Below are 20,249 nucleotides of genomic sequence, written 5' to 3'. Positions count from 1 at the left end.
GGCGTCTGCTTGACGGGCGGTAAGCCACAAGGCAGTGACATCGTCACGGCTCCGTGGATGTCACGGCGATTCGAGAAGGAAATAAAGATGCGTCGTCTGCCTGTGATGTTGTCGGTGTTCGCTCTGACGGGTCTCTCAGCCTGTAATGGCGGTGCAGATCGCGACCGTTACCCTGTTTTCTTCGAGCCGGCCTCGACCACTGTTTCGGCAAGCGCCCAGAATATCATCGATCAGGCTGCTGCCGATGCGCGCGACACGCAGGCCAAGACAATTGAGGTCATTGGTCACGCCGGTGCCCGTGGCAACCTCTCTGCTGATGAAATGCTGTCGGTCGAGCGTGCGAAGGTTGTCGCAGCAGCCCTGACAAAGGCCGGTGTTGGCGCAGCCCGGATCACCCAGATGGCGCGTCCGCCCAAGAACAACGAGGACGCAGCCGTGGCCTCACGCGTGGTGACGATTGAAGTCGATCCTTCCACGCATTGAGAAGCTCCATCTGAACCTTGGATTTAACTGACCTCTCATCAATCGTCTCCGACGAGCGCGAAACGCCCGACGCGGTACTGAACCGCGTTTTCGGTTTCTCGAGTTTCCGGGGGCAGCAGGCAGAGGTCATCGAAGCGGTCATGAATGGCGAGGATGTGCTCGTCATCATGCCCACAGGCGGGGGCAAGAGCCTTTGCTATCAGGTTCCCGCCCTGTGTCGGCCTGGCATGGGGATCGTGATCTCACCCCTGATTGCGTTGATGGACGATCAGGTGGCGGCATTGCGACAGCTTGGTGTCAATGCGGCAGCCCTGCACTCAGAGCTCGATCCTGACCGGCTTGAGCGCATACGCAGCGATTTGCGTGATGGTCGCCTCGATATCCTCTATATCTCGCCTGAGAGGCTGGTATCACCCGGTACGGCGCGCTGGCTCGCACGCAACCCGGTATCGGTGCTTGCCATTGACGAGGCCCATTGCGTCTCGGCATGGGGCCATGAATTTCGCCCGGAATATCGGGCTTTGGCCGATCTGCCAGAGATCTTCCCCGGCGTTCCCCGTATCGCCCTGACGGCCACAGCCGATTCACGAACGCAGGACGATATCCTTCTGGCGCTGGGCATGCCCCAGGCGCGTCGCCTCACATCGAGTTTCCATCGTCCCAATCTGTTCCTCGCAGCCTCTCCCAAGGGCTCGGAAACAAGGCAGGTACAGGACGCACTCACCCGGCATCGCGACGACGCTTCAATTGTCTATTGTGGCAGCCGCAATCGCACGGAGCGCATGGCGAAAAGCCTGCGCGAGAAAGGCTTCAACGCCCTGCCGTATCACGCCGGGCTGTCACCACAGGAAAAACACGCAACGCTTTTGCGGTTTCGCAGCGGCGAGCCGATGGTGATCGTCGCGACAGTGGCCTTCGGTATGGGTATCGACCGCCCGGATGTCCGCTGCGTGGTTCATCTGGACATGCCCGCTTCGCCCGAGGCCTATTATCAGCAGATCGGTCGGGCAGGGCGCGATGGGGCACCTGCCGATACTCTCCTGCTCTATGGCGGTGAGGATATGGCGCGGGCGCGTTACTGGCTGGAGCAATCGAACGCACCAGAGACAGAAAAGCGCGTCATGCAGGCGCGTCTGGAGAGCATGATCGCGCTGACGGAAACCGTCGGCTGTCGTACGCAGGCCTTGCTTGCCTGCTTTGGTGAAGCCTTGCCGACACCCTGCGGGCATTGCGACAATTGCAGGACGCCCGCCGAGACATTTGATGGCACTGAGGCCGCGCAGAAAGTGCTTTCCACCATCTACCGCACCGGCCAGCGCTTTGGCGCCGTTCATCTCACCACGGTTCTGCGCGGCAAGCTGACCGAGGCGATTGAGCGTCATGCCCATCAGCATCTCACCGTGTTCGGTGTCGGCAAGGACCATTCGGAGCAGTGGTGGCGCGGTGTGATCCGTCAGCTCATTGCGCGCGGGGCCATCAGGATGAGTGGCGAGCACGGCACATTAGGGCTTGATGTCGACGCGGCCCGCCCAATCCTGCGTGGCGAGGAAAAGCTGCGTCTGCGCAGCGATCCCATGAAGGCCCAAGGCTTCACTGCGCGTAATGCCCCCGCTGCGTCGATTGTGGATGCGCTGGACGATGAAGAACGCGCACGGTTCGAGGCTCTGCGCCGGTGGCGACGCGAGGAGGCCCGTGAGCAGGAAATTCCGCCTTATGTTATCTTCCATGACGCGGTCCTGACCGAGATCGCCCGTGAAAACCCCGATTCTGTCGAAGCTCTCTCGGAGATCAAGGGCGTAGGGGCATCAAAGCTCAAGCGTTACGGCGATGCGGTTATTGCGGCGCTGGAAGGGGATTAGCGCCGCATTCACAGGCTCTCGCTTCGTAGCGCTATTCAGCCCACACAGGGCGTCGAGGCGGACGGAGGGTACCTCAACAGCCATGGTACCCCGTTGAGACGCACGGAGATCACATGATCAGCGCCGCCTGTCCGCGCCTCGCTCTCATGCCGCCACCAAGGGGTGTTCTCAGTCCTTCAACGGGAAGTTGACCGTGCTCGATGTTCCCCCGAGAAATCTGAAGGTCAGAGGTACGTTTTCGCCGGGTTTGACCGTATCGGGGAAATTGCGGCAGATCAGGTGATATCCGCCCTCGGGAAATACCATCGTCATATCCGCCGGGATGGTAAAATGCGAAAACAGATTCGCCGTATGACTTGTCACCTCCTGCTCACTGTGAAATGCCTCGATCGCGGCGCAATCGGGTGAACTGACGCCCGAAACAAGATGGGCTTCGTGCCCCTTGTTGACGATGGTGAAATAGGCGGCAGCCAGCCCGGGATAATGCTTGGCGCGCCTGACCCACCCCTCGATAGTGATATCGCGATTGGCGTTCTTTTGCCCGGGGATGTTCGTGTCATCGGTCTGGGCCTGTGCTCTGGTGGGAAGAAGCAAGGCACCTGTCACGCAAACTGTCATGAGCAGTGCTGGAATAGCTTGCACTCTTTTCACTGATACGCTCCTTTCTGCCCCCGGCTCGCTTGGCCGGTCAGTGCCATCATATGCCCATCAGGGGGAAACTCTCATGAACTGCCCGTTCTGTGGCCATGAAGATACGCAGGTCAAGGATAGTCGTTCGACTGACGATGGTGCGGCCATACGTCGCAGGCGCGTTTGCGCTGCCTGCGCCCAGCGTTTCACCACCATCGAACGAGTCCAACTACGTGAACTGGTGGTGACGAAGATGGATGGCAGGCGCGTTCCCTTTGATCGCGACAAGCTGGCACGCTCCATTCGTATTGCCCTGCGCAAGCGTCCGGTGGAAGAAGAACGCCAGGAGCGGATCGTTAACGGCTTGGTGCGCCAGCTTGAGGCCTCTGGTGAAGCGGAAATTTCTTCGGCGCGTATTGGTGAATTGGCAATGGATGCATTGCACAGCATCGATGGTGTCGCTTATGTGCGCTTTGCAAGCGTATATCGCGATTTTCGAGAAGTAGAGGCTTTTTCGAAGCTGCTGACGGATATGCGTCCCGGTGAGGAGGCAGAGTTGCCGCTCCCGCCGGTCAAGCGCGGAAAAGACAAGGGATAATAACGATGACCGACGAGACCAGTACCAAGAACCAGCCGAAGCGCTCGCGCACCGTCGCTCGTGTTGCCGCCGTGCAGGCGCTCTTCCAGTGCGAGCAGGGTGGTGAGAATGCCGAAACGGTTATCAGCCAGTTTCAGCGTCATCGTCTGGCCGATGAGCGTGGCAGCGGTTTCGAGGATGGCTACGTGCCTGATGCTGATTTTCGGCTTTTCGGGCTGATAGTGAAAGGCGTCACGCTGGCTCAGGACCGTATCGACACGGCGCTGTCGGGGGCTTTGCCCGCTAACTGGCCCCTCAACCGTCTTGACCCTGTGCTGCGCGCCCTGCTGCGCGCTGGCGCATGGGAACTGGGTGAGGACGTTCCGGCGCGTGTTGTCATCAACGAATATCTCGATGTGGCGCATGGTTTTTTCTCGGGTGATGAGGCGCGCCTCGTCAATGGTGTGCTCGATGCGCTGACCCGTCCGGCTGCCCCTGTGCAGGACAGCAGCGAGAGCGATGGCGCTACGCATGACGAGTCAGAACCGGGCTGAAATGAGCGGCGGCGAGTTCGACTTCATTGACAGGTTCTTTCGCCCTCTGGCGGGTGACGGGGCTTTGGCTCTCGGTGATGATGCTGCGCTGATCGGCCTGGCTGAAGACAGGGAGCTGATATTGTCGACCGATACACTGGTCGAAGCCGTTCACTTTCTGCCAGGTGATCCTGCCGAGACGATCAGTCGCAAACTCTTGCGTGTCAGCCTGTCCGATTGTGCCGCAATGGGCGCGATACCGCGTGGCTATCTGATGAATATCAGCCGCCCTGCGGCATTTGATGATCTGTGGTTTGCAAGTTTCAGCGCCGGGCTCGCGCAGGATCAGGCGCGGTTTGATGTGCACCTTCTAGGGGGGGATACCACCAGCACACGCGGGCCTCTGGTGCTGAGCCTGACTATTCTGGGCGAGGTGCCTCGAGGCAAGGCCGTCAGGCGGCGGGGGGCTCGTCCTGGTGACAGCCTGTGGGTCACCGGGACCATCGGCGATGCGGCACTCGGCCTGCAGGCACTGCTGGGGGAGCTTGCCGATCCGGATGGGTATCTCGCTGGGCGCTACAGGGTTCCGCAGCCGCGTGTAGGCTTCCCACTGGGCGACTTCGCCCATGCCGGTATGGATATTTCGGATGGGCTCGTACAGGATGCAGGTCATCTCGCCCGGGAAAGTGGTGTGCGTCTGGAGATAGAGGCAGCCGCTATTCCGCTCTCGACACAGGCGCGGTCCGCTGGCGTGGTGTGGTTCGAGACCTGCCTGACTGGTGGTGATGATTACGAGCTTCTCTTTGCAGCGCCTGATGCCCAGGAAGCGACAATTCTTCAGGCTGCGAAAGCCGCATCGCTTCAGGTAACCCGCATAGGACGGGTGACGGAAGGGGCGGGCGTGAGTGTGCTGGATAACCAGGGCGCTGAGATACGTCTATCCCGTAAAGGCTGGCAGCACTTCTGAGATAGACGCAAGCGCGTTAGATCCTGAGTGCCTGGCGGGTGTCTCCCTTTCGGGATGTCCGCTGGTACCGGATCACCTGATGATATCTTTCTCGTACACGCGATGCACCTTGTTCGGTTCAGGCACGAGGCGGCGCACGAGGTTCAGCATTGGTGTGTTCGTATCAAGAATCCAGCCCAGCTCGACCGATTTGTAGGGCAGGGACGTACGGCGTCGAATAAGTTCGTCGATAGCGAGTGACGGCATGAGAGCGCCAAGAAGCGTACCGCGCACCTTGTGCGATACGCCGAGCAGGATGACGCGCGCAGATTCAAAGCGGTGGCCAAGCAGTCGCGCGCCCAACCGAGCCCAGCCCAGAAGGGAGGGTGCACCATCGATACCTCGCGCGATATCGTACACATTGGGCACTATCAGCGCCATTGCTGCGGGCTCGCCTGCATGATCGATCTGGACATAGTGCTCGGGCCGCAGCACCAGCTTGAGTTGCTGGATCAGGCCTTCCATCTCGTAGGATTGCAGCGGGACGAAGTTATAGGTGTTGGCCCATGCGTCATTATAGAGCGAGCGCAGAACCTCGCCCTGTGCGGCAATCTGCTTTTTGGAGAGATGGGAGACCGTGACGTCGCCCAGCTTACCTTCGCCTGGCTTGAGCGCGCCTGGTACGATATGGCGCTCGTCCAGATCTTCCGTCAGGTCGAGCTTGAAGGTGAGCAGATCACGGGTGGGCTCGAAGCCGAGCGCTTCGATCAACCCGTTGAGTTCTGGCGGGTGCCAGGGAGTGCCGATCATCGGGGACTCATTCTGTCCCGTGATCATCAGGCCCGACTCACCATGATAGCCAAGCGTGACCGGACCACGCATGCGAACCATGCCCTGATCGCGCAGCCAGAGCTCGGCGCTGTCGAGCAGGGCCTTGACGACATCTGCGTCCGACACCGCATCCAGGGCGCCGAACCAGCCGATCTTTTGATCCCAGACCTCGAGTGCCTTGGCGTCCACGACAGCAGAGATGCGTCCGACAGGTTTGTTACCGCGCCAAGCCATGAAACAGCGCACCGACGCGTGTCGGTAAATGCCGTTTTTCGCAGGATCGAGCAGATCGCTCTGCTCCATGTCGAGCGGGGGAACGTAGCCTTCTCGCCCCTTGTAGAGTATCCGCGGAAGTCTGATGAAGCGTTTCAGGTCCTTGCGGGAGAGAACGGGGCGCACCGTCAGACCTGCGTCCGATGAGTGGACGTCACCAAGGGTTGATCCAGAGGAGGAAGTTTGCGTGTCCGGCTTGTTGCGGAGATACGAAGGTGAAGCGGTCGTTGCGCCGCGCGCAACGGCACCATGTTCTGAATTGCCCTGTTCGGAACCGGGTTGTCCGGCATCAGCCTGATTGGCAACAAACTGGCGGAGATCTTCTGCTTCCGACAAGGCTCACTCTCAATCGCGGTTTGTCCAGCTCGCCCCCATGGCGCGGCCGGGCTTCCGTTTCATTTACGAAAGCGCGTTGAATGTCACGTCCAGAGCGGTTTGCAAAGCTGAACTTTGCACCCGGCCATGTTCTCATCACCGGAGCCTCGGGAGGGTTGGGCAAGGCATTGGCCCTCCAGTACGCCGGGCCGGGTGTCATGCTCACATTGTGGGGGCGTAACGAGTTGCGGTTGCAGGCTGTTGCGCAGGCCTGCAGGGAGCGTGGAAGCACGGTCGAGTGCCATAGGCTTGGTTTGACCGAAATCGATGATGCTCTCGCGCTGTTTCGCCAGTGCGATGAGAAAAAATCGGTTGATCTGCTGGTGCTCAATGCCGGTGTGTCGGACATACGTCCTGCCGGGGCCCTGACGGAGCAGGTCGAGGCCGTTCGTGAGGCGGCTCTTGTCAATTATGTTGTCCCGACCGTTCTGGCGACAGAGGCTGCGGCACGGATGGCACCGCGTCGCCGCGGGCGTATTGCCATGATCGGCTCCGTTGCAGCCCATCATGACCTGCCCTTCGCGTCTGCCTACAGTAGCTCAAAAGCGGGTCTTGGGCGCTTCGCCACCTGCCTTCACGCCGCCATGAGCCCTCACGATGTGGGCGTGACTCTGGTCGAGCCGGGCTATATTGACACGGCCATGAGCCGCAGGCTCGACGGGGCGAGGCCCTTTCTGGTGACAGCCGAGAAAGCTGCGGCGCTTATCGCCAGAGCCATCAGCCGCAACACCGCCGTGCTGGTCTTCCCGCGCGTCTTCCTGCTGTTGAAGTTTGTATCAGCAATCGTGCCGCGCCGTGTGGCACATCGTCTGCTTCGTCTTGCAAAAGTTAAACAGAACGCTGCTTGAGGGCATGCGGTAACTGAATGAACAGGTTTGGGGGTGTTGACGCATAGGTGATAGCCTGCGACTGCTTCCCCACGAAATGTTCGAGGATGGAACCGGGATCAGCCGGATCCGTGTCAGATCGGACATCGCCCCTGGAAACTGGAGCAAGCAATGCAGGATATTGTCACCGTCGATATTGGAGGCACGAACGCACGATTTGCGATCGCCAAGGTCGATCAGGGGCGTGTGGTCGAACTGGGTGAGGCCACAACCCTGCGCACGGCAGATCATGCGAGCCTTGCCCTGGCATGGGAAGCTTTCGGCCGCACCCTGGGTCGCGAATTGCCCCGCTACGCTGGCATTGCCATTGCCTGCCCGATTCAGGGTGAGACGCTCAAGATGACCAATAACCCCTGGATCATCCAGCCGTCCATGCTGGCAGAGCGGTTGCATCTTGAGGATTTCACGCTCGTCAATGATTTCGGTGCTGTCGGCCATGCCGTGGCCCAGATCGACGAGCAGTATCTCGAGCATCTTTGTGGTCCTGACCGTCCATTGCCGAGCGAAGGCACGACGACGATCGTTGGTCCGGGCACCGGGCTTGGTGCCGCGTGTCTGCTGCGCCGCAAGGGCCAGTATTTCGTGATCGAGACCGAGGGCGGCCATATCGATTTCGCGCCGCTTGACGAGTTCGAGGACAAGATCCTGCGTGCGCTGCGCCGGCGCTTTCGCCGTGTGTCGGCCGAGCGCATCGTATCGGGCCCCGGCCTGACCAATCTCTACGAAATCATCGCCGAGATGCAGGGGCTGCCCATCACCATGCGCGACAACAAGGCGCTTTGGGAGATGGCCATGGAAGGCCGTGATTCGATGGCGGCAGCCGCACTAGAGCGTTTCTTCCTCTCTCTTGGCGCCGTGGCGGGTGATCTGGCCCTGGCCCACCGTGCTCAGGGCGTTGTCATCGCAGGTGGGCTTGGCTTGCGTGTGGCTGACCGACTGCCCCATTCCGGCTTTGCCGAGCGCTTTGTGGCCAAGGGGCGTTTTGAAAGCATGATGGGTGACATGCCGGTCAAGGTCATCACCCATCCCCAGCCCGGCCTGTTTGGCGCCGCAGCGGCCTTTGCTTCGGAACATCCGGCACTCTGAGTTTGACGGTGCGCCCTGCCAGTCCGGGCGCATCATCACTTTTCCCGCTACAACATTTCTGGTGCCATTACTTCGCCGCTTATTCCCCGGATCCGCGGTCCCAGGCTGCCTGTCGATCAGGGGCATACGAACCGGCAATCAAGGCGTAGCATTGCTCAAGTGCTGATATGGGTCTTCGGCTCAGCTCCGGCAGTATTCATCGCGTGGAGTGCGTTCGCCAGAAGAGATCGTCCCTTCCGGCAGAGCGTTGTCACCCTATGTCAAGAAATTGTGCATTGCGTGCGAAACGAGATAGCGTAGTGCTGTCTTGATTACATTGGTGTAATATTAAGTCGCGCTGCCGCCTTGCCACGGACACCAGACATGATGAAGCCCAATTCCATAGCAGGTACCCCAGGTACGGTTCAACGCGGGCAAGGGGGTCACGAGGTCAGCCATGAGCATGCCAGGCGTGTTCCGCTCTGGCGGCATACCTATATGCAGGTTCTTGTGGCGATCATCATCGGTTCGCTGATCGGTCATTTTGCCCCCCAGACGGGGCAAGCCCTGCAACCTCTGGGAGACGGGTTCATCCGTCTCGTCAAGATGATCATCCCTCCTGTCATCTTTCTGACCATCGTGACGGGTATTGCGGGGATGCGTGACCTGAGGGCGGTGGCGCGCGTGGCGGCGAAGACTTTCGCCTACTTCCTGTTCTTCTCCACGCTTGCCCTCGTGGTCGGGCTGGTAACAGCCAACGTCATCCGCCCGGGGGCTGGGCTTCATGCCACGATTGATACGTCACCTGCCGGAACGGCCAGCGTGGCGCGCTATATTGGCAAGTCTCACGAGACCAGCCTTGTCGATTTTGTGCTCAACATCATCCCTGACACCTTCGTTTCGGCCCTGACAACAGGCAACATCCTGCAGGCGCTTTTCGTTGCCATTCTTACTGGCATCGGCCTGGCCCTGATGGGTGAACGCGGGGCGCGCATGTTCGATGTGCTCGATGAAATCTCGGCCGTGGCATTCCGGATCGTCGGTATCCTGATGAAAGCCGCGCCGATCGGTGCGTTCGGTGCCATTGCCTATACGGTGGGCAAATACGGCGCATCGAGCCTGGCAGATCTCGCTACGCTTGTTCTCACATTCTACCTTACGGCTATCGTCTTTATCGTCGTGGTTCTGGGTGTCGTGGCCCGTCTTGCCGGGTTCTCGATCCTGCGGCTGATCGCCTATCTGCGTGCAGAGCTTCTGCTCGTGCTGGGCACATCATCTTCCGAGAGCGCCTTGCCAAGCCTCATGGCCAAGATGGAGCGGGCAGGGTGCCCAAAGGCCATTGTCGGTCTCGTGGTGCCAATGGGGTATTCGTTCAATCTCGATGGCACGAACATCTATATGACGCTGGCAGCGCTTTTCATCGCGCAGGCCTATGACATCCATCTGGGTCTCGGCCAGCAGGTTCTGCTGCTCGGCATGGCCATGCTTTCATCCAAGGGGGCGGCAGGGGTCACGGGTGCGGGGTTCATCACACTTGCGGCAACGCTTTCGATCGTGCCTTCCATTCCCGTTGCCGGGATCGGGCTGATTCTCGGTGTCGACCGTTTCATGAGCGAGTGTCGCAGCCTCACCAACTTCATCGGGAACGCTGTTGCGACAGTTGTCGTGGCGCGATGGGAGGGCGTGGTGGACGATGCCAAACTGGCGGAGGCGCTCAAACCCGGTGGAGGCTCGGCCAACGCTCCCCCCGCGCTGACCGACTGACTGTGGCAGTCCTCGTGATGCTAGGCGTTCGCTTAAACAGACGCTGTCTGTCGGCCCTGCTTTGTCTCTCGTCGGTGCTTTGCGCGCAGCCTGCCTTGGCGCAGTCTCAGCCGCAGGCGCAAGAGCCCTCGATGTCCCGCGTTAAGGTGTCGCACGCTGATAGCGCCAGTGCGGGCCGTTCGGGGCCCGATCTGCCGGTAAGTCCGGAGGCAAAGGCGCCAGCTGGCGCACAGGCTGTAAAGCGGGGCCGTACGTCCTCGCCCAAAGTGCCCCTGCAGGTATCATCGCTCGGGAATAACCCGGCACCTGACCCATTCCAGACCCGCGCACCGGCCGAGCCTGCGGTGACCACCTATCCTGCTCCCGCAGCGGGCGATGGGCTGACGACCTCGGGCTACAACCTGTCGCGCTGGGCTGAGGACTGGAGCCGGATGCGCTATGCGAAAAACCGGCGTGACTGGCTGGACCGTCTGAAATTCCTGCCCCTTAACCCTGCCCAGACAATCTACCTGACCCTGTCGGGGGAAATGCGCCTTCGGCTCAACCAGACCAGCAACCCCAATCTGAAGAAGGGGCCTCTGCAGAGACAGGATATCATGCGCCTCGTGGGGGGCGCCGATCTGCATGTCACGCGTTATTTCCGTGCGTTTGGCGAACTGGCGCATGGCGGGATATCCGGGCCCAATATCGGTGCGCCAGCTGCCAGTATGCGTAACAAGCTCCTGCTTCAACAGTATTTCGCCGAGGCGAATGTGCCGCTGTCCCGTGTTCATCTCGGGGCACGCTATGGCCGACAGGAATTTACCGATGGCGCCAATTTGATGACCTCGCAGCGCGATAACAACACGCTGCGTTTCGTCCTCAACGGTACGCGGTTCTGGGTGCGTGGCAAGATCATACGCGGCGACTTTTTTGATTTCCGCTACACAAGTCTCGGCCGGGGCGGTGCGCGAGACGATGTAATCGATCGCGGCATACGCTTCTCAGGGGGGACGGGAGGGCTTGTCATCCCCCATCATTTTCTGGGGAAATCAAAGCTCTATCTCGATCCGTTTGTCTGGCGTCTGCGCAACCGGCGCGCTGTATGGGGCGGCGCTCCCGCGCGTGAGGACCGGATGTATTACGGTATGAGGCTCTGGGGAGATGTCCAGCGTCTGACCATCGACTGGGTAGGGAATTATCAGGGTGGCCATTATGATGGCCGTACAATTGCAGCCTGGCAGTTCTTTCTGGCGCAGACATGGCGCCTCGGGGCGAAGCCTACCGCGCCAAGAATCGGCTTTCATGTCGATTATGCCAGCGGCGGAGGGGCCTATGGCAAAGGCACATTGCGCAGTGCGCTCGCACCGTTTGGCAACAACATCTATTACAGCTACCAGCTCTTCCTGACGCCCACCAATCTGGTGGCGCTCGCGCCGAACGTCACGGTCTCACCCATTGAGAGCCTGCGTCTCACGCTTGAGCATCAGTTTGCTTGGAAAGCGAGCCTGAACGATGCCGTCTATCGGGCCAATGGCTCGGCCTTCGCAGGAACGCAGAACACAAAGGCCTATCGCGTGGCCCAATCCACCCGTGCTCAGGCCGTCTGGACATGGACACCCCGTTTGAGCTTCACGGGGCGCTATGAGCATCTTCAGGCAGGGCCAGCCCTGACACGGGCTGGTTATACCAGCTCGGATTTCGTGGCTGGCTGGGCGAATTACCGCTTCTGACAGCCACGCGCCTTCGGGACGAGTCTCTCAAAGCGCGCCGGGGAGCGATCATCTCTCGGCGCAGCATTGTGTTCAGCGCAGGCCGAGGCGGGCCTGATAGGTCACGGGAAAGAGCGAGAGCGCCCGCAGCCACGGTGTCGTGTCGGCGTCATCGGCAAGCTGCACATTGTCGACACCGCAACTGCGCAGGAACTGGGCCTGATCAGGGATCAGATGACCTTCTGCACGGATCTCGCCCGCAAAACCGAAATACTCGCGCAGGGCACGCGCCTGCGTGAAACCGCGTCCGTCCCTGAAAATGGGAAAAGTAATGACAATCAGATCGAGATGATCGATGGCGGTCCCAAGCGTCTCGACGTCGAATTCCGGTGAGAGGCGGATGGCCCGCGTGGCTTCGGTCATCTCCGCCACCGGGATGATATCGAGCGTCTTGGGGGCCGGGTGGCGCGCAGGGGCCAGTTCAAACAGTTTCATAAGCCGCTTCCTTGAAGGGGGCGTCACCAAGACGGGTCAGAGTGTCGAGGAACTGCTCGCCCTTTTCCCGAACGCTGAGATAGCGATCGACGATACGTGCGATGGCATCCACCATGTCGTCTTCCGGCAGGGCCGCGCCAAGAATGTCGCCCGTGCGCGACTTGTCGTCATCGCGCCCGCCAAGGGTGATCTGGAAGAATTCCTCACCGCGTTTATCTACCCCAAGCAGGCCGATATGCCCGACATGGTGATGGCCGCAGGCATTGATACAGCCCGAGATGTTGATGCGCAGCTTGCCGATTTCTTCCTGCAGGGCGTTATCGGCGAAACGGGCACTGAGTTTCTGTGCGATTGGTATCGAGCGCGCGTTGGCCAATGCGCAGTAATCGAGGCCGGGGCAGGCCACGATATCGCCAATCAGTTCGTTATTGGCATCGCCCAGACCGATCTCGCAGAGCGCCTGCCACAGGGAGAGCAGCCGATCCTGCGCCACATGGGCCAGCACGACATTCTGCAGGTGGGTGATGCGGAGTTCACCGAAAGAGAACTGGTCTGCAAGGTCGGCAAGACGGTCCATCTGGTCCGAGGTGGCGTCGCCCGGAATACCGCCAGCCGGCTTGATGGAAACCGTCACGGCAATCCGCCCGGGGGCGAAATGGGGCATGGTATTGCTGCGCACCCAGCGATCGAAGTCCGGGTGGTTGGCACGATCCTGCCTGAGTGTTTCCTCTCCACCTGGCGCGACCGTCAGATCGGGGGCGGCAAAGCGCGCCCGTATGGCCGCCACAATTTCCGGGGCAAGGCGATAATGGGTGGGGTCCATCCGGCCCAGTTCCTGCCTGACAGCATCGCGATAGCCATCCACCCCCAGGGCCTGCACGAGTATCTTGATGCGGGCCTTGTAGATATTATCGCGCCGGCCATAGGCGTTATAGACGCGCAATATGGCTTCGAGGGTCATCAACAGATCCGCTTCGGGCACGGCATCGAACAGTTCATGTCCAACCAGCGGAGTACGCCCCAGACCACCACCGACGAAAATGCGAAAGAGGGAGCCATTCTCGCCGGGGCGTGCCAGTATGCCGATATCGTGGAAGCGTGCCGCGACCCGGTCCTGAGGGCTTCCGGAAATGGCGATCTTGAACTTGCGCGGAAGGAACGTGAATTCGGGATGCAGCGTGGACCATTGGCGCAGGATCTCTGCATGGACACGAGGATCCATCAGTTCGTCGGCGGCAGCGCCGGCAAACTGGTCACAGGTGACGTTGCGTATGCAGTTGCCGCTGGTCTGGATGGCATGCATGTCGACATCGGCAAGCTGACGCAGGATCTCCGGCGTGTTCTCCAGCTTGATCCAGTTGAACTGAATGTTCTGTCGCGTGGTGAAGTGGCCATAATCGCGGTCGTAATGACGGCCGATATGGGCCAGCTTGCGCATCTGGCGGGAATCCAGCACGCCATAGGGGATGGCGACACGCAGCATATAGGCATGAAGCTGAAGATAGAGCCCGTTCATGAGACGAAGCGGCTTGAACTCGTCCTCGCTCAGCTCACCGCTCAGGCGCCGTTGCACCTGCCCTTCGAATTCCGCGATGCGGGAGGCGAGAAACTCACGATCAGCCGTTTGATACTGGTAGAGACCGACAGGCGCGTTCATGCGTCCAACTCCGTGGCAAACTGGGGGTGAACCGTGGGGCCAAAGGCCCGGATACGCTCGCGCACGCTCACTGGCTCGGCGATCTTCGCCGGGCGCACGACGACTTCGTAGACACCGACGACACCATCGTTCTGTGCCGATTGTATGGCGTTTTGGAGCGCCGATTCGTAGTTCTCGGGGGCAAGAATGGCGGCGTGGGCGATGGAACGCTGCCAGACGCCGCTGGCATCACGCCATACGATGTGGCCATCCAGCAATCTGTTGGCTGTTAGCACCAGAGCTTCTCCGGCGCCTATGCGTATCGCCCGTTTCATCCACCATTCCGCCTTGCTTGAACTGAGACTGGCGTGGTTTATAAACTATCCACGCTGATCGTGTAATTATATCTCAGAGAACCACTTCGGGGGCAAGGCATCAAACCGTGACCCGGCCGTGGAAATCTGCTCTGCCCCCTTGCAGCCACGTGAAATTGCCGCATACGGGTTCACACAAACATTCCAGGAGCCAGAACGATGCCGGATCGTGCCCCTCTGTCCAAAGAAATCTTCCGCGACGCGATGGCGCGACTGGCCAGTGCCGTGACCATCATCACCACGGATGGCGAGAATGGTCGTCACGGCTTTACGGCCTCTGCGGTATGCAGCGTGTCCGATGACCCGGCGACGCTGCTCGTATGCGTCAATCGATTGGCGTCGACTCATGCGCATCTGGTGCGTCACAACATGCTGGCCATCAATATCCTGGCTCACGAGCAGGAAGCGCTCTCAACCCTGTTTGGTAGCTCGCGCTATGACATGGAGACCCGCTTCGCCAGTGGCGCGTGGCGCCAAGGCGAGCTCGGCATGCCGCTTCTTGAAGGGGCGCTGGTCACACTGGAATGTCGCATCAGCCTGACACAGGAAATCGGTACGCATAGCGTCTTCTTCGTCGAGCCCCTCTGCGCCGAATTTGCACGCGAAGAGGTCTCGGGTCTTGTCTGGTTCGATCGCGCCTATCGCAAGGCCTGATCCAGACCCTTTAGTTCGTCTGTGGGCCCTAGACTGGCCCACTGAACGACTTGGTGGTCAGATATGATCGAGGAACGTCTCGGTTGTTCCGATCTGGCCTGCGCGCTGGATTAGACCTCGGCCAGTCGTCAGGGCGCGTCGCCTGGCCTCGACCTGGCTCTGACGGTCCGGCGCTGAGTCATAATCATCGATCTGGGCGAAGCCTATGGTGCGCCGGATCATCTCGAGACCGGCAAACCCGGCCGCATCGTGCATGACCTGCTGGAAGAACCGCGCATATTCCGCACTTGCAGGCTGGTTACCTGTCAATGCGCCAAGATCACCTTTCGCTCCCGGTGCCTTCCATGCCTCCAGATAGGCGCGTTTGAATCCGGACCACAGCAGAGCGATCTCGTCGCGCATCCACTCATCATGCTCGGGTTGCGCGTAGGCATTCATCACGAGATTCGCGATGAACATCCCGATATCGAAGCCAATCGGGCCATAGAGTGAAAACTCGCCATCAATCACACGGACATCGTCGCCGTTGATCATGACTGACCCGGTATGCAGATCACCATGAAGCAAGGCCTGCCCCGTCGAGAGGAAGCGCTCCTGCAGGCGTTCGACCGCTGCATGCAGGCTGGCGTCGCTTTGAATCGAGGCGACAGCGTCGTCGAGCTCCGGGCTGAGCCAGCGATTGCGTGTGCAGTCATTCTGGTAGGGGTCTGTCAGCACCAGATCGACCGTGATGCGCGTCAGGGCCAGATTGCGGGAGAACACGTCGCGCAAGGCATGCACGTCCTCGAAGGGCAGGGCACGCCATGACGTGGCAAAGCCGGTACGGCCGACAAATTCGCCAATACGGGCGGCAAAACCGGCCGGTGCCGTACCGGCAATCAGGGCGGTACGCAGGACGTGATGCGTCGCGAGGTTTTCCATCACGATCAGGAAGAGCCCTTCATCGAGATGATAGAGCGCCGGTATCTGATGACCCACCGCATCCGTGACGCTCTGCATCCAGCGCGCCTCGAAGAGATTTCGCTCAAGTGGCATGGCCCAGGCGGGATCGACGCGCACATAGGGCAGGGACTGCTTGCAGCACATGCTGCCAGCCGGTCCTGATACGATGAACACCGTGTTGAGATTGCCGTCACTGACCTCGCGGGCGGTCCAGCTTGTGGCCTCACCACCAAGGCGGGCGGCAAGGGCTGGGTGTGCCGCGAGATAGTCGATAAGGCTTGACGCTGTGAGGGGGCGATAGGTGCTCATTGGGCAAGACGCTCCAGCATGGCGCGGGTTGTTGGCAATACCTGCGGGCTGATCAGATTGATGAGAACCGGGGAATGACATTCAAGCTGGTCATATTCGTCATTGGCCTTTTTCTGCCAGGCATCGCGAATGGCCTCGAAGGGGAGATCGGTATCGATGCGAAAGCCGAGATCGACAATATGGGTGGTGTCATGTTCGCAGGCCAGTAACGGACCGGTCAGAGTGACCGCGTCGGTCAGGCCGATTTCTTCTTCAAGTTCGGCGAGGAGTTGGGCGCGAAGGTCGATCGGATCCTTTTCGCTGCGGGCCTCGACACTGCCTGCGGGCACACCCTGCCAGAAACCGGGAAGATAGAGTGAGTTCGGGTTGCGTCGTCCCAGAACGATGCCGTCGCGGCAGACAAGGAGCCCAGTGACGGCCAGCGATCTCAGCTGAAGCCTGATGGCCAGCTCGGGCGCGCGCATCTGGGCCAGCACCCAGCGATATTCGCACCAGAACCCGTCCAACCGGTCGTGCTGCAGCTGCGAGAGGCAAAATACGCGGCCATTGTAGAGCCTGGGGTGTTTCCTCAACGCTTCTTGCCACACGGCCTCAATGCCCATCTCAAGCGCGGGATCGACCAGCGTCGGGGCCTCGTGGCAGGTTACCTGAATGTCCGGTGAGAGCGCGGTGACGGTCCAGGGCGCGTCTGTCGGGTGTCTGGCGCTGGTCATGAGGGTGTTCCGTGTTCTTCGAGCAGATGTTCGAGGGCTTCAAGCAACGGTCCGTCCAGAGGGGCTGCGCAGGACGCTATGTTAGCCGTAAGTTGCGCTGCGGATGTGGCACCCGCAATCACGCTGCCGACCTGTGGCTTATGCAGCAGCCAGCCGAAGGCGAGGTCGGCCAGGGGACGTTCTTGACCTGCTGCCAGTTCTGCCAGCGCCTCGATAAGTGACCATGTAGCAGGATCACGATAGCGCTCCTGGAGATAGGTCCATGCCGCCAGACGGGACCCTTCGGGCGGTGGTGCGTCCCGGCGATATTTTCCGGTCAGCATGCCCGAAGCCAAGGGGAAGTAGGGGAGCAGGCCCAGCCCGAAATGCGTCAGGGCAGGGAGGAGCTCTTTTCCGGCCGATCGGGCCAGAAGCGACAGCTCGTCCTGACAACTGATGATACCGGCCAGATTATCCCGCCTTGCAATATGACAGGCATCGGCCACCTGCCACGCGGGAAGGTTGGAGACGCCAGCATAGCGGATCTTGCCCGCCGTCACGAGGCCGTCGAGTGTATGAAGCGTCTCTTCGAGCGGGGTGCGCGGATCTGGACAATGAAGTTGGTAGAGGTCGATCCAGTCGGTTCCAAGGCGTTTCAGGCTGGCTTCCACAGCCTCTAGAATATAGCGCCGCGATGCCCCGGAGTGACGGGCCGACGGATCATCGCCCGTACACATTTTCATACCGAATTTTGTGGCAATGACGGCCTGGGATCGCTTGCCGGTCAGGGCCTTGCCCAGAGCCTCTTCGGATGCCCCTGCATAGGCATCGCGACGGCCATAGACATCGGCCACATCAAATAGCGTCACACCCTGATCGAGCGCCGCATGAACCAGCGTGCTTGACTGCCCCTGACCTATGCGTCCGCCAAGGTTGTTACACCCAAGACCAAGAGTCGAAACCACAAGGCCCGAATGGCCGAGACAACGATAGCGCATGCAAGATTCCTGCAATCTGACTTTGCGTAAGCTTAATCCGTTTGCTCGTTGAGGTCATCGCAATGAGAGCGGTTTTCACGGTGCGTCAGGCATCGATAAGTCTACGTACTTGCATGCGGTGGCGTTGGATCGCTCGTTCTTGTGCAAGAAATTCGATCCCATGAATACGCCTCGCATTCCGCATGAACGGGCGAACACGCAGGCTAGACCGGCACGACACCAAAGCTGAGTTCGAGTTCAATAGAAGTACTATGGAACATCGGAATGCCAATCCATATCTCACCCATGTGACTCTCCGGGCGGAGGTAATAGTAGTGGCGCTTGCTACCCTCATCTTCCTGCAAAACCGGAAGCCAGGCCTCATCGCTCATGCCGTCCGAGCGTCTGACATTCATGAGCAGTTGCTCATGAGCGTACTCGTAAGGCCCTGTCAGCGTCAGACGGAAAACCTCTGCTTTTTCACCATGGAGGGGAGAGAGGAACAGGACGCCCCAAACCTCGCTCCACGCGTGTTCTCCTGGGTTGGCGTGCGCCTGGATCGTATCGAGGCGCAGGGTTGTATTTCCACCATCCTCAGCCAGTATCGCGTGGATTTGGGTTTCGCATTCGACGGCGCGTGCGAACCGCAACCATGCCGCGCTGTTATCGTGGTCTGTATCCGGGAGCCCCGAAAAGAGATTATTGCCCTCCACCACACCGGAAGTCGCAGCAGCGATCGTTTGCGATCCTGTCCACTGCACTCTTCCCCAACGGGCATCGATGCGCCAGGCGCGTGTGAGGGGTGTGTATGTCTCGAGCGCACGAAGCGCAGTGTTGTATTGAGCTGTAAGAGCGCGGTTGAGGATGCGTCGATGCTGACATCCCGATATCCTGGCGGCCGCGAGTTCGGCAAGCAGATCGCGGCTCCACGCACGTGACAGTGCTGCAGTAGACATCGTGTCGGGGTTTCTGCTGAACCACTTGACCTGGCACATATGGGACGGAAGTTTCTGTGTGAATTCCAGAAGATCCGGAAAGGTCACTTCTCGGATCGGCTCCCACAGCATATGGCAGATATTTGTAAATTGCCCTTTGGCAAAGCGCCGAAAGAATGTGACGGGCAGGAATTCTTCGAGCGCCAACGTTTTCTGTGTTGGGTTGGCGAAATATCCGTCGCAACGCCTCAAGACCGATATGCGCTGGTAAAGAGCATCCCACTCTTCGCGATCAGCAAACAGCCCTTCGATCTGGTTGATCGAGATGAGGGAGATATCGGCCTCGTCGATCAGATAGCGACGGAAGGGCTCGGCGTCCTGCAGATTATCCCAGACCCACGCCTCTCCACGGGGAACATTCTCAAGCGGTACATCGATAAGATAGTGCCGCGTCATACCCACGGGGGCAAGACTGCCTGACCTGGCGTGGTGGACAGCCTTGGCGACATCGAATGGACGAATGAACAATCCATTTGATGCGCAGGTACAAAAAAAAGTGAAATCACGGAAGATATGAAGCGCTTCGCCGTAGGACTCCATATGTCCCAGAAGGAGGGTTCCCCCCCATTTTTTTCGTTCTGTCCGGCCATTGAAAACGTGGATGCGAGGATGTGAGAGTAGAGGATGCGACGGTATGCGTCGTCCGTACGGGAAATTTACGACGAGAAAACAGATCTCGTTCGTGTAATTCAGGAAATTCTCCAGGTAGACGGGGAGAAATTCATCTTCCTCGTTGTAGTTGGTCGCGAAGACCACCCTGTGTTCTTGATCTGCGTCAGCTTTCCTCGGAGGAATAACCGGTTGTGTTTCCTCCAGCTCACGTCCGTAAACGTGCACCGCCTTGAGATGGAGGTGGTCCCAGTTATCGAGCCGCACTCTCACAAATCGGGCGCATACAGTATCGGGAAACAAGGCCCTGTACCCGTCCTGAACCGTACTGCCAAAGATCTCATGATCGATTTTGGAAAATACCTCGTCCCATACGACTCCGTCCGTGGAGACGAGAATGGTGAACATGCGGCTGCGTATGGGCCAGAAATCGGTATTAACCAGGAGAATGCTGTCAATCGCGCAGGCATGTTCAAGGTCGACCTGCCACCATGGAAACCACTCGGCTGCGGTTTGAAAACTCGAATGCTCGTCGTGAGGTGAGACACCTTCCCGGGCAATCTGCTCCAAGGGAAGCACAAAGTCAGGGTGTTTGGAGCTTTGGGTAGCAGGCTTGCCAAGTGCGAGATCAATTATCTGGACCATTATTTTG

19 protein-coding genes are annotated in these 20,249 nt (G+C 59.6%); 10 read left to right on the top strand and 9 right to left on the bottom strand.

Translation table 11 applies throughout. From position 1 onward, the window contains the following. Positions 1-87 precede the first annotated feature (87 nt). On the top strand, positions 88-483 hold the full coding sequence (locus ACWNRM_RS04155; RefSeq protein WP_485169559.1) for an OmpA family protein: 396 nt from the start codon (positions 88-90) through the stop codon (positions 481-483). 17 nt (positions 484-500) lie between these two features. Continuing rightward, positions 501-2,342 carry a DNA helicase RecQ gene (gene recQ / locus ACWNRM_RS04150; protein WP_485169560.1) on the top strand — a complete coding sequence of 614 codons (1,842 nt, stop codon included), beginning with the start codon at positions 501-503 and terminating at the stop codon, positions 2,340-2,342. Positions 2,343-2,510: 168 nt separating this feature from the next. Here the strand turns inward: recQ and ACWNRM_RS04145 are convergent, their stop codons facing one another. Further along, on the bottom strand, positions 2,511-2,993 hold the full coding sequence (locus tag ACWNRM_RS04145) for a copper chaperone PCu(A)C (RefSeq protein WP_485169561.1): 483 nt from the start codon (positions 2,991-2,993) through the stop codon (positions 2,511-2,513). Positions 2,994-3,066: 73 nt separating this feature from the next. On the opposite strand from ACWNRM_RS04145, the gene nrdR reads away from it, so the two are divergent. From nrdR to thiL, 3 genes are read left to right on the top strand one after another with little or no spacing between them, the layout of a single operon-like run. Beyond that, a complete protein-coding gene (gene nrdR / locus ACWNRM_RS04140) occupies positions 3,067-3,570 on the top strand; it encodes a transcriptional regulator NrdR (RefSeq protein ID WP_023977360.1) in 504 nt (167 codons plus the stop codon). 5 nt (positions 3,571-3,575) lie between these two features. Beyond that, positions 3,576-4,103, top strand: a complete 528-nt coding sequence (gene nusB, locus ACWNRM_RS04135; RefSeq protein ID WP_485169562.1) for a transcription antitermination factor NusB — start codon at positions 3,576-3,578, stop codon at positions 4,101-4,103. After that, positions 4,081-5,049, top strand: a complete 969-nt coding sequence (thiL, locus tag ACWNRM_RS04130; protein ID WP_485169563.1) for a thiamine-phosphate kinase — start codon at positions 4,081-4,083, stop codon at positions 5,047-5,049. The genes nusB and thiL overlap by 23 nt, the downstream gene beginning before the upstream one ends. Positions 5,050-5,121: 72 nt before the next feature. Here the strand turns inward: thiL and ACWNRM_RS04125 are convergent, their stop codons facing one another. Further along, the gene (locus tag ACWNRM_RS04125) at positions 5,122-6,264 is read right to left on the bottom strand and encodes a hypothetical protein (protein WP_485169683.1); all 1,143 of its coding nucleotides are present in this window, start codon (positions 6,262-6,264) and stop codon (positions 5,122-5,124) included. Between the two features lie 284 nt (positions 6,265-6,548). On the opposite strand from ACWNRM_RS04125, the gene ACWNRM_RS04120 reads away from it, so the two are divergent. The 4 genes from ACWNRM_RS04120 (at position 6,549) to ACWNRM_RS04105 (ending at position 11,935) form a co-directional block, all read left to right on the top strand. Continuing rightward, a complete protein-coding gene (locus ACWNRM_RS04120; protein WP_485169564.1) occupies positions 6,549-7,355 on the top strand; it encodes an SDR family NAD(P)-dependent oxidoreductase in 807 nt (268 codons plus the stop codon). Between the two features lie 150 nt (positions 7,356-7,505). Continuing rightward, complete coding sequence (gene glk, locus ACWNRM_RS04115) at positions 7,506-8,480, top strand: glucokinase (RefSeq protein WP_485169565.1); 975 nt, start codon at positions 7,506-7,508, stop codon at positions 8,478-8,480. A gap of 366 nt (positions 8,481-8,846) precedes the next feature. Next, a complete protein-coding gene (gene dctA / locus ACWNRM_RS04110) occupies positions 8,847-10,223 on the top strand; it encodes a C4-dicarboxylate transporter DctA (RefSeq protein ID WP_485169684.1) in 1,377 nt (458 codons plus the stop codon). Between the two features lie 131 nt (positions 10,224-10,354). Next, positions 10,355-11,935 (top strand): alginate export family protein, encoded by a 1,581-nt coding sequence (locus ACWNRM_RS04105; protein ID WP_485169566.1) that lies wholly within the window; start codon positions 10,355-10,357, stop codon positions 11,933-11,935. Between the two features lie 72 nt (positions 11,936-12,007). Here the strand turns inward: ACWNRM_RS04105 and ACWNRM_RS04100 are convergent, their stop codons facing one another. Genes ACWNRM_RS04100 through ACWNRM_RS04090 form a run of 3 tightly spaced genes read right to left on the bottom strand, consistent with a single transcriptional unit; the run spans position 12,008 to position 14,380 of the window. Then, complete coding sequence (locus ACWNRM_RS04100) at positions 12,008-12,409, bottom strand: DUF934 domain-containing protein (protein ID WP_485169567.1); 402 nt, start codon at positions 12,407-12,409, stop codon at positions 12,008-12,010. After that, complete coding sequence (locus ACWNRM_RS04095; protein ID WP_485169568.1) at positions 12,396-14,066, bottom strand: nitrite/sulfite reductase; 1,671 nt, start codon at positions 14,064-14,066, stop codon at positions 12,396-12,398. The genes ACWNRM_RS04100 and ACWNRM_RS04095 overlap by 14 nt, the downstream gene beginning before the upstream one ends. Further along, a complete protein-coding gene (locus ACWNRM_RS04090) occupies positions 14,063-14,380 on the bottom strand; it encodes a DUF2849 domain-containing protein (protein ID WP_485169569.1) in 318 nt (105 codons plus the stop codon). Before ACWNRM_RS04090 ends, ACWNRM_RS04095 begins: the two co-directional genes overlap by 4 nt. A 198-nt stretch (positions 14,381-14,578) precedes the next feature. On the opposite strand from ACWNRM_RS04090, the gene ACWNRM_RS04085 reads away from it, so the two are divergent. After that, on the top strand, positions 14,579-15,073 hold the full coding sequence (locus ACWNRM_RS04085; protein ID WP_485169570.1) for a flavin reductase family protein: 495 nt from the start codon (positions 14,579-14,581) through the stop codon (positions 15,071-15,073). Positions 15,074-15,130: 57 nt separating this feature from the next. Here ACWNRM_RS04085 and mtnK read toward each other — a convergent pair whose 3' ends face one another. From mtnK to ACWNRM_RS04065, 4 genes are all read right to left on the bottom strand, one after another. Then, positions 15,131-16,324: an S-methyl-5-thioribose kinase gene (gene mtnK / locus ACWNRM_RS04080; RefSeq protein WP_485169571.1), complete on the bottom strand. Its 1,194-nt coding sequence runs from the start codon at positions 16,322-16,324 to the stop codon at positions 15,131-15,133. Beyond that, positions 16,321-17,037 (bottom strand): NUDIX hydrolase, encoded by a 717-nt coding sequence (locus tag ACWNRM_RS04075; protein ID WP_485169572.1) that lies wholly within the window; start codon positions 17,035-17,037, stop codon positions 16,321-16,323. The genes mtnK and ACWNRM_RS04075 overlap by 4 nt, the downstream gene beginning before the upstream one ends. Further along, entirely contained in the window at positions 17,034-18,014 is a 981-nt protein-coding gene (locus ACWNRM_RS04070; RefSeq protein ID WP_485169573.1) for an aldo/keto reductase, read from the bottom strand. The genes ACWNRM_RS04075 and ACWNRM_RS04070 overlap by 4 nt, the downstream gene beginning before the upstream one ends. A 203-nt stretch (positions 18,015-18,217) precedes the next feature. Then, positions 18,218-20,242 (bottom strand): discoidin domain-containing protein, encoded by a 2,025-nt coding sequence (locus ACWNRM_RS04065; protein WP_485169574.1) that lies wholly within the window; start codon positions 20,240-20,242, stop codon positions 18,218-18,220. Positions 20,243-20,249: the final 7 nt, after the last annotated feature.

Source organism: Asaia sp. A2 (genome assembly GCF_057319415.1).
Note: the sequence above shows the minus strand (reverse complement) of the source record. Positions and strands in the feature narration are given on the sequence as shown.